Source organism: uncultured Bacteroides sp., assembly GCF_910578895.1.
Classification (GTDB): domain Bacteria; phylum Bacteroidota; class Bacteroidia; order Bacteroidales; family Bacteroidaceae; genus Bacteroides.
Window position 1 is genome coordinate 1 of sequence record NZ_CAJTSC010000083.1, and the last position, 9,638, is coordinate 9,638.

Genomic DNA, 9,638 nt, shown 5'->3' on the forward strand with positions numbered 1-9,638 from the left:
CCAGCATGCAGGGAACACGTTTCCAATTAAGTGGGAACATCGGAAGGAAAAGAAGCTGTCGGTCACGGGTCTTTTATCTACGGGAATTATCAGGAGCCGGAAGAAGGACGGCAACTCCTCTGACTCCTGTAAATGAAAGGACCTGCCGGGTGCGGCATGTCACGGTTGGCAGGCTTGTGTCCTTTTCTTCTTTTCTCCTTCTCTCTGCCTGCTTGGGAATAAAGCCTGTACTTCCGCCTGTAGGAAAAACTCTGCACCCTTTGTGACAAATCTGTCAAAATGATATAAAACATAGAAATAAAAAGCCGTATAACATTTCTTTTCTCGGCATTTTTTTAGATATTTGCTAAAAATCTAACGTTATGGAACCTATTCGGAACTTTGACCAGCTCACTTCCCACCTGAAAACCCTGAACAGGCGAAAGCGCATTGCCGTGGTCTGTGCCGACGACCTCAATACGGAATATGCCATAGCCCGCGCTTTGGACGAAGGCATTGCGGAGTTTCTGATGATTGGCGACTCGGCTATCTTGGAGAAATATCCTGCTTTAAAGAAGCATCCCGGATATGTGCGGACGTTGCACATCGAGGATAAGGACGAGGCGGCGCGCGAGGCGGTGCGCATCGTGCGCGAGGGCGGTGCGGATATCCTGATGAAGGGGATTATCAATACGGACAACCTGCTCCGTGCCATTCTCGATAAGGAGAAAGGGTTGTTGCCCAAGGGCAAGATACTGACGCATCTGGCGGTGATGCAAATTCCTACCTATGACAAACTGCTGTTTTTCTCGGATGCCGCCGTCATTCCCCGTCCTACGTTGCAGCAGCGCATAGAGATGATTTGGTACGCCATTCATGCCTGCCGCCATTTCGGCATCAGGCAACCGCGCATTTCGCTGATACACTGTACGGAGAAGGTCAGCGCCAAGTTCCCCCATTCGCTGGATTACGTCAACATTGTGGAGCTTGCCGAGGCGGGCGAGTTCGGAGACGTTATCATCGACGGACCGCTGGACGTAAAGACTTCCTGCGAAAAGACGAGCGGCGACATCAAAGGCATCGTCTCTCCCATTAACGGGGAAGCCGACGTGCTGATTTTCCCGAATATCGAATCGGGCAACGCTTTCTATAAAGCCGTTTCCCTGTTCTCGCACGCCGATATGGCGGGGCTGCTGCAAGGGCCTGTCTGTCCCGTGGTGCTGCCGTCGCGCAGCGATTCCGGTTTGTCCAAATATTACAGCATCGCCATGGCATGCCTCACCAGTTGCGGTTCGGAAACGGCAGATGATGTTCCCGCCCGCCTGTAATTCATAATTCAAAATTCATAGTCCAATGAAGCTCCTCGTCATCAACCCCGGTTCCACTTCGACAAAGATTGCCGTATACGAGAACGATACTCCGCTGCTGGTGCGCAACATCCGCCATACGGTAGACGAACTTTCCTCTTTCTCGCATATCATCGACCAGTTTGAATTTCGCAAGAATTTGGTTCTGAAGGAGCTGGAGTTGAATGGCATACCCTTCCGGTTTGATGCCATAGTGGGACGCGGCGGATTGCTGAAGCCCATACCGGGCGGCGTGTACGAGGTGAACGATGCCATGCTGGACGATATCCTACATGCCATGCGCACCCATGCCTGCAACCTGGGGTGCCTTATCGCTTCCGAGCTTGCCGCGTTGCTTCCCGGTTGCCGTGCATTCATAGCCGATCCCGGTGTGGTGGACGAGCTGGATGAATTGGCACGCGTCACGGGCTCTCCGCTGATGCCGCGTATCACCATCTGGCATGCGCTGAACCAGCGTGCCATTGCCCGCCGTTATGCCGCCGGGTGCAATGCGCGCTACGAAGAGTTCGATCTGATTGTCTGCCACTTGGGTGGAGGCATATCGGTCGGCGTGCATCGTCACGGCAAGGCTGTCGACGTGAATAACGCACTCGATGGCGAGGGACCGTTTTCGCCGGAACGTGCGGGCACTCTTCCTGCCGGACAGTTGATAGACCTGTGCTGTTCGGGTCGTTATACGAAAGACGAACTGAAGAAACGTATTTCCGGCCGTGCCGGACTGACGGCGCATCTTGGCACGACCGATGTACCTGCCATTGTCCGCCGGATAGAAGAGGGTGACGTGCATGCCGGGTTGGTGCTGGATGCCATGATTTACCAGATTGCCAAAAGCATCGGTGCGGCTTCCGTGGTGTTGTACGGTAAAATAGATGCCATTCTTCTGACGGGTGGCATGGCGCATTCCGATTATATTATCTCCCGCCTGAAGGAACGTATCTCGTTTCTGGCGCCGGTCTGTGTCTATCCGGGCGAGGATGAAATGGAGGCATTGGCGATGAATGCGCTTGGGGCGTTGAAAGGGGAGCTTCCGATACAGGAGTATAAATAGTTTCCGCAATACGGCTTTTTCATTTCAAGGAGTTGGAGGAGTTATCGGGAGTTAAAGGGAGTTGGAAGCCAATAGTGTCGCTATACATCAACAGAACTGTCGGCTTCTAACTCTTAGCCTGAAGGGCAATAACTTCTTCTGACTCCCTTAAATGAAAGAGCCGTGCTTCGGCAATTGTTTAATTTCGAAACTTTTTTGAGCAAACAGGCTCATTCAAAGAAATTTTTCTCATATCTTTGCCACTGTGTTAAGTTAATAAATTGATTAAGGTCGATTTTTGACTGTTTCGGATCGGAAAGTATGGGGGTACTTTCCGATCTTTTTTTGTCCTTGCGTTTCCGTGCCGCTTTGGCGCAACAAAAAGAAAGCCCGGCAGCTTGGTTGCTGCCGGGCTTGTATCTCCTTTTATTAATAAGGATTATTTTTCTTTTCTTTCCGGTCTTTCTTGTCTCTCCGGTCTTGGGAACAAGACTTTGCGGGACAGTTTGAACTTTCCGGTCTTCGGGTCGATGTCGAGTAGTTTCACCTCGATTTCGTCTCCTTCCTTGATTCCGGCTTCTTCTACTGTTTCCAACCGCTTCCAGTCGATCTCGGAAATGTGGAGCAAACCGTCCTTGCCCGGCAAGAACTCAACAAATGCACCGTAAGGCATGATGGAGCGTACTTTACCTTTGTAAACCTCGCCTACTTCCGGCACGGCTACGATACCCTTGATGATACGTACGGCATCATCGATGCTTTGCTTGTTGTTTCCGGCAATCTCAATTCTGCCGACGTTGTCTACCTCTTCGATAGTGATTGTGGCGCCGGTCTCTTCTTGCATGCCCTGGATAATCTTTCCGCCCGGGCCGATTACCGCACCGATGAATTCCTTAGGAATGGTCATGGTTTCAATGCGCGGAGCATGCGGTTTCAGGTCGTCGTGCGGTTCTGCGATACATTCGGTGATTTTGCTCAAGATGTGTTCGCGACCTTCTTTGGCTTGCAACAGTGCTTTCTCAAGGATTTCGTATGACAGGCCGTCTACCTTGATATCCATCTGGGTGGCGGTGATACCGTCTTTAGTACCGGTTACCTTGAAGTCCATATCGCCGAGGTGGTCCTCATCGCCGAGGATATCGGACAGCACGGCATATTTTTCTTCGCCTGCATTCTTAATCAATCCCATTGCGATACCTGATACGGGCTTCTTGATTTTTACACCGGCATCCATCAGTGCCAATGTGCCGGCACATACGGTAGCCATGGAAGAAGAACCGTTTGATTCGAGGATATCGGATACTACGCGTACCACGTAGGGGTAGTCGGCGGGAATTTGTCCCTTCAATGCACGCCATGCAAGGTGACCGTGGCCGATTTCGCGGCGGCCTACACCACGCTGCGCTTTCGCTTCGCCTGTGGAGAACGGCGGGAAGTTGTAGTGCAACAGGAAGCGTTCCTTGCCGTGTGTCAGTACGTCGTCGATAATCTTCTCGTCCAGTTTTGTACCTAACGTAACGGTAGACAACGACTGGGTTTCGCCACGTGTGAAGACGGCAGAACCGTGAGGACCGGGCAGGTAACCGATTTCGCACCAGATGGGACGGATCTCGGTAGTTTTGCGGCCATCAAGGCGCTTGCCTTCATCCAGGATGGAACGGCGCATGGCTTCTTTCTCTACATCATGATAGTAGCGGTCGATAAGCGCTTCTTTCTCTTCCAGTTCTTCTTCGCTGAACTGTGCTTTGAACTCTTCGCGGATAGCGTCGAATGCGTCCATGCGTTCGTGCTTGTTATTGTTGCCGGAAGCGGCGATTGCGTATGCCTTGTCGTAACAAGCATCGTGAACAGCCTTGCGGAGTTCCTCGTCGTTTACTTCGTGGCAGTATTCGCGCTTAACGGTAGAGCCGACTTCTTCCGCCAGTTCCATTTGTGCCTTGCATTGCACCTTGATTGCTTCGTGGGCGGCTTTCATGGCTTCCAGCAAGTCTCTTTCGGAAACTTCGTCCATTTCGCCTTCCACCATCATGATGTTCTCGTAAGTGGCGCCTACCATCAGGTCCATATCGGCTTGTGCCAACTGGTCGAAAGTCGGGTTGATGACGAATTCACCGTTGACACGCGCTACGCGTACCTCGGAAATAGGTCCGTTGAAAGGAATATCTGAAACTGCAAGGGCGGCGGAGGCTGCCAGCCCTGCCAATGCGTCCGGCATGTCGACGCCATCTGCTGAGAAGAGGATGATGTTTACATACACCTCTGCATGGAAGTTGTCGGGGAATAAGGGGCGGAGAGCACGGTCTACGAGGCGGCAAGTAAGGATTTCATAATCGGAAGCGCGGCCTTCGCGTTTTGTGAAACCTCCGGGGAAACGTCCGAATGCGGAGAATTTCTCTTTGTACTCTACCTGTAACGGCATGAAATCTGTTCCGGGAACTGCATCCTTGGCGGCACAAACAGTAGCCAAAAGCATGGTGTTGCCCATACGAAGCATTACAGAACCGTCTGCCTGTTTTGCCAGCTTTCCCGTTTCGAGCGTGATGGTTCTGCCATCAGGAAGCTCGATCGTCTTAACAATTGGGTTAATCATAAAAAATGTTTTATATCTATTTTCTTACAAAATTCCTGCAAAGATATGTAATTTATTCGTGTAATGCGGTGGGAATGAGATAAAAAGTTTGTATTTAGTTGTTTTTTGCACTTTTATAAGTGTAAGAAACGGGAAAATGCTTTGACTAACCGTGAAAAGGAGTATATTTGCACGTTCTTTTTAGAAAAATACACGAAATATGAAAAAGATTCTTTTTGTAGCGTTGGCTGTTTTGGGGCTGAGCGCATGTAATTCCGAACCGAAATTCAAAGTGGAAGGCGAAATATCCGGTGCCGACGGCAAGATGCTTTATCTGGAAGCTTCGGCGTTGGAGGGGATTGTTCCTTTGGATTCTGTCAAGTTGAAAGGTAACGGTACATTTGCTTTCAAGCAGGCGCGTCCGGCGTCTCCGGAATTTTATCGTTTGCGGGTGGATGACAAGGTTATCAACTTCTCCATAGATTCTACGGAAACCGTTCGGCTGAATGCGCCTTATGCGGATTTTTCTACTGCTTATAGTGTGGAGGGGTCGGCGAATAGCGCGAAGATAAAGGAACTTACATTGAAGCAGCTGCGGCTTCAAACCGATGTGAATGGATTGATTCAGAGCATGCAATCCCATAAGATTGGTATGGATGTGTTTGAGGACAGCCTTGCTGCATTGATGAAGGATTATAAGGATGAGGTGAAGATAAACTATATTTTTGCCGCCCCCAATACGGCTGTCGCTTATTTTGCTTTGTTTCAGAAACTGAATGGCTATCTGATATTCGATCCGCTGAACAATAAGGATGATGTGAAGTGCTTTGCTGCCGTGGCAACCAGCCTGAACAATTATTATCCGCATGCCGACCGTTCGAAAAATCTTTATAATATCGTGATAAAGGGAATGAAGAACACCCGTGCCCCGCAACAAAAAGTTATGGAACTTCCTACGGAGGTTGTTTCGGAAACGGGCATCATTGATATCAGCTTGCGCGACATGAAAGGTAATGTGCACAAACTGAGTGACCTGAAAGGGAAGGCGGTTGTGCTGGATTTCACAATCTATCAGAGCGCGGTTTCTCCTGCACATAATTATATGTTGCGCGATTTGTATGACAAATATGCGGCTCAAGGTCTGGAGATTTTCCAGGTTTCTTTGGATGCGGACGAGCATTATTGGAAGACAACTGCCGATAACCTGCCGTGGATATGCGTGCGTGATGCGAACGGGGTATATTCCAGCATAGCTGCCGCTTATAATGTACAGTCGCTTCCTGCCATCTTCCTCATCAACAGGAAGAGCGAACTAAGCGCGCGTGGCGAGGCGATTAAGGATTTGGAAGCGGCAGTGAAGGCTTTGCTGTAACATGTTATAAATTAGAATATTTCATTTAAATATGTTACAAAGCACTGCTTTTTGCTTGACACGCATTGTTTAAAAGTCTATCTTTGCAAAAAGAAATAGGAAGAGGGTTCCAGCATGCTGACCATGTTGGAATTCTTTTTTGTTTATAGTACCATTAAAAAACATTATAAAAGTAAGGAGGAAAAAGTATGGCTTATATGTCAGAAGAAGGCTACAATAAATTATTGGCCGATTTGAAACAGCTGGAAACGGTGGAACGCCCCAAGATTGTGGCAGCTATCGCTGAGGCGCGCGATAAGGGTGACTTGTCGGAAAATGCGGAATATGATGCGGCAAAAGAAGCTCAGGGGCTTCTTGAAATGAAAATCAATAAGTTGAAACAGGTGATTGCCGATGCGAAGATTATTGACGAGTCTAAGCTGAAGACCGACAGTGTGCAGATACTGAACAAGGTGGAACTGAAGAACGTGAAGAATGGCATGAAGATGACATATACTATTGTATCTGAAAGTGAAGCCAACCTGAAAGAGGGAAAGATTTCCGTAAACACTCCGATTGCACAAGGTTTGCTTGGCAAGAAGGTGGGCGATGTGGCTGAGATTAAAGTGCCGCAGGGTGTTATCAGCCTGGAAGTAGTGAACATATCATTTTAAAAGGTAAGGCAGGTCCGCATGCGGGCTTGCCTTACTTTATATAATAAATAGGTTATGGCAACAATATTCAGTAGGATTATCGCAGGTGAGATACCTTGCTACAAAGTGGCGGAGAATGACAGGTTCTTTGCGTTTCTTGATATCAACCCGTTGGTGAAGGGGCATACGCTGGTCGTTCCCAAACAGGAAGTGGATTATATCTTCGACTTGGGTGACGAGGATTTGGCGGCAATGCATGTTTTTGCAAAGAAAGTGGCGTTGGCTATCGGCAAGGCTTTCCCTTGCAAGAAGGTAGGCGAGGCTGTATTGGGTCTGGAAGTTCCTCACGCGCATATTCATTTGATTCCGATGCAGAACGAGAAAGATATGCTTTTCTCTAATCCGAAACTGAAATTGACGGATGCGGAATTCAAGGCGGTGGCAGACGCTATCCGGATGGCACTCTGAAAAGATTTTATTTCCTCCCCTATATAAAAGCAATAACGGGAATTGGACATTGTCCAATTCCCGTTATTGCTTTTATCTTTGGTGTTCGGTCTTTATCTTTTTAATTGTTAGTTTATATGTAATCTTCTCCCAGCTTGATTTGCGCATCGTTTACATACTTGCGTATGGCATGCTCCTCGTCTTTCTTGCAAATCAGTAGCACATTGTCCGATTCGGCAATGAGATAGCCTTCCAGTCCGTCAATCACGGCAACTTTGTTTTGTGGAAGTACGACAATATTATTTTTGCTGTTGTACAATAGCGACCGGCACTTCAGTGTGACGTTCTCCGACTCGTCTTTTTGGGAAAGGTCGTACAGAGACCCCCATGTGCCTAAATCAGACCAACCGAAATCTCCCAATGACACATATACATTGTCTGCTTTTTCCATAATGCCGAAATCGATAGACACATTGGGGCATGCAGGGAAATTCTCGTCTATGAATTTCTTTTCTTCCGGTGTTCCGTATACATTCTTTCCGGCTTCCAGTTTGGTGGCCAATTCGGGCAGAAGTAATTCGCCGGCTTTGATGATGCTGTTTACGTTCCACATAAAGAGACCGGCATTCCAATAAAACTCTCCACTCTCCACAAACACTTTGGCTAACTCCAATTCGGGTTTTTCTGTAAAGGTTTTCACCTTATAGAAGTTATTGTCTATATGTTCGGCAATCTGTATATAGCCATATCCCGTTTCCGGGCGGTTGGGTTTGATTCCAAGCGTCAGGAGCTTGTCTGATTTGGCAACAAATGCCAAGCCTTTCTCTACGGCTGAAAGAAATTCGCTTTCTTTCAAAATGAGGTGATCCGAAGGGGCTACTACGATATTGGCATTCGGATTTAAAGCACGGATGTGATATGCGGCCCATGCAATGCACGGAGCTGTATTTCTGCGTGTAGGTTCTAATAAAATCTGTTCGGGTTTTAGTTCGGGAAGCTGTTCTTTTACCAAGCCTGCATATAGGTCATTGGTTACAACCAGTATATTTTCCGTAGGGATTATTTTGTTGAATCGGTCGAATGTCTGTTGTAATAATGAACGTCCCGTGCCAAAAAAATCCAGAAATTGTTTCGGGAGGGTTTTACGGCTGAAAGGCCAAAAACGGCTACCGATTCCACCGCCCATGATTACACAGAAATTATCCTTATTGGTTATCATATCAGATGTTTTAAAAGTTTCTGCTAAAGTACTGTATATTTTACAAACAAGGAATGCTTGGGAGGTATTTTCTCATTTTTTTCGCCTTTTTTCTTCAAAAGTATTGTATGTTTCAAAAAAAGCCGTATCTTTGCACCGCATTTGAGAAATCAATGATGCCCAGATGGCGGAATCGGTAGACGCGCTGGTCTCAAACACCAGTGGATTCACTTCCATCCCGGTTCGACCCCGGGTCTGGGTACGAATAAACCCTGATAATCGCTTGATTATCAGGGTTTTCTACTTTCATAGGGCGTACTAAATGTGTACTGAATGACGAATACAAAGAAAAGGTGTACTTTTATAGTTTTTCTCCCTGCGTCTTTATGATTTCTTAACTATTACCTTATCTTTTCTTCCTTATTATTGCCGATGTTTTCGGGAAAAGTGAGATTCTTACCTTATATTTGTAGTAAGAACGTTTAAAGGCACACGATTATGGAAAATCATATAGAAACCAATTTCAGAGAAATACAGAAGATATTAGATAGTTGTATAGCGCATGACTATAAAACTAAAGTAGATGCACTATTTTTAAAACGTGAATATTTGACGCAAGCCCAGCTAAAGGATTATTTGCGGCAAGAAATTTTCCGTGTGACTGAAAATATTGTAGCCATCCAACAAAAATACCGTGTCGTGCGTAACATTGTATTGGACATGGATATTCCCGATTTTTTGTGGGAAAGTGGTTATTTTGAGGACTTGAATTATGATGAAAGAAAAAAGTATATCGGTTTCCGCTGCTCTGATTTTGATATGGATGCATATTTGCATGAACCGTCCTGTTATGATGGGCGGCTTCCTTATTTGTCCATTATCGTTAATCTTGTCGTGCTTTCCAAATATTTGCGCTATCTGCAAGAACAGGAAAGCAATTACCATACAGATGCGGTTGCCATCCAAGAGCAAGCCTTGCCAAAAGAGAAAGAGGAAAGTGCAGATACTAATCCAACCAAGATTGTGGGCAAAAGCAATCCTTTCAAG

7 protein-coding genes, 1 tRNA gene and 1 pseudogene are annotated in these 9,638 nt (G+C 47.0%); 7 read left to right on the forward strand and 2 right to left on the reverse strand.

All coding sequences use genetic code 11. The features are described 5' to 3' along the window. Positions 1–362: 362 nt before the first annotated feature. Positions 363–1,307, forward strand: coding sequence for a phosphate acyltransferase (locus QZ327_RS13670; RefSeq protein ID WP_294620192.1), 945 nt, complete (start codon positions 363–365; stop codon positions 1,305–1,307). 25 nt (positions 1,308–1,332) lie between these two features. Then, the gene (buk, locus tag QZ327_RS13675) at positions 1,333–2,394 is read left to right on the forward strand and encodes a butyrate kinase (protein WP_294620194.1); all 1,062 of its coding nucleotides are present in this window, start codon (positions 1,333–1,335) and stop codon (positions 2,392–2,394) included. A gap of 418 nt (positions 2,395–2,812) precedes the next feature. Here buk and pnp read toward each other — a convergent pair whose 3' ends face one another. Beyond that, positions 2,813–4,963 carry a polyribonucleotide nucleotidyltransferase gene (pnp, locus tag QZ327_RS13680; protein ID WP_294620196.1) on the reverse strand — a complete coding sequence of 717 codons (2,151 nt, stop codon included), beginning with the start codon at positions 4,961–4,963 and terminating at the stop codon, positions 2,813–2,815. 199 nt (positions 4,964–5,162) lie between these two features. Between pnp and QZ327_RS13685 the strand changes: the two genes are divergently transcribed. From QZ327_RS13685 to QZ327_RS13695, 3 genes are all read left to right on the forward strand, one after another. Beyond that, positions 5,163–6,314: a DUF4369 domain-containing protein gene (locus QZ327_RS13685; protein WP_294620198.1), complete on the forward strand. Its 1,152-nt coding sequence runs from the start codon at positions 5,163–5,165 to the stop codon at positions 6,312–6,314. Positions 6,315–6,502: 188 nt separating this feature from the next. Then, positions 6,503–6,967: a transcription elongation factor GreA gene (gene greA, locus QZ327_RS13690; protein WP_294620200.1), complete on the forward strand. Its 465-nt coding sequence runs from the start codon at positions 6,503–6,505 to the stop codon at positions 6,965–6,967. 54 nt (positions 6,968–7,021) lie between these two features. After that, positions 7,022–7,414: an HIT family protein gene (locus QZ327_RS13695; RefSeq protein WP_294620202.1), complete on the forward strand. Its 393-nt coding sequence runs from the start codon at positions 7,022–7,024 to the stop codon at positions 7,412–7,414. Positions 7,415–7,526: 112 nt separating this feature from the next. Here the strand turns inward: QZ327_RS13695 and QZ327_RS13700 are convergent, their stop codons facing one another. Next, the gene (locus tag QZ327_RS13700) at positions 7,527–8,612 is read right to left on the reverse strand and encodes a mannose-1-phosphate guanylyltransferase (RefSeq protein ID WP_294620204.1); all 1,086 of its coding nucleotides are present in this window, start codon (positions 8,610–8,612) and stop codon (positions 7,527–7,529) included. 157 nt (positions 8,613–8,769) lie between these two features. Here QZ327_RS13700 and QZ327_RS13705 point away from each other — a divergent pair. Together QZ327_RS13705 and QZ327_RS13710 are read left to right on the forward strand one after the other, a co-directional pair. After that, a tRNA-Leu gene (locus QZ327_RS13705) sits at positions 8,770–8,853 on the forward strand. A gap of 236 nt (positions 8,854–9,089) precedes the next feature. Further along, positions 9,090–9,638, forward strand: a pseudogene (locus QZ327_RS13710) (hypothetical protein); the annotation flags it as partial.

What these genes read in the sequence shown, in the direction of transcription:
- buk (WP_294620194.1), top strand. Translation starts at nt 1,333, where the DNA reads ATGAAGCTCCTCGTCATCAACCCCGGTTCCACTTCGACAAAGATTGCC.
- pnp (WP_294620196.1), bottom strand. Translation starts at nt 4,963, where the DNA reads ATGATTAACCCAATTGTTAAGACGATCGAGCTTCCTGATGGCAGAACC.
- QZ327_RS13685 (WP_294620198.1), top strand. Translation starts at nt 5,163, where the DNA reads ATGAAAAAGATTCTTTTTGTAGCGTTGGCTGTTTTGGGGCTGAGCGCA.
- QZ327_RS13695 (WP_294620202.1), top strand. Translation starts at nt 7,022, where the DNA reads ATGGCAACAATATTCAGTAGGATTATCGCAGGTGAGATACCTTGCTAC.
- greA (WP_294620200.1), top strand. Translation starts at nt 6,503, where the DNA reads ATGGCTTATATGTCAGAAGAAGGCTACAATAAATTATTGGCCGATTTG.
- QZ327_RS13700 (WP_294620204.1), bottom strand. Translation starts at nt 8,612, where the DNA reads ATGATAACCAATAAGGATAATTTCTGTGTAATCATGGGCGGTGGAATC.
- QZ327_RS13670 (WP_294620192.1), top strand. Translation starts at nt 363, where the DNA reads ATGGAACCTATTCGGAACTTTGACCAGCTCACTTCCCACCTGAAAACC.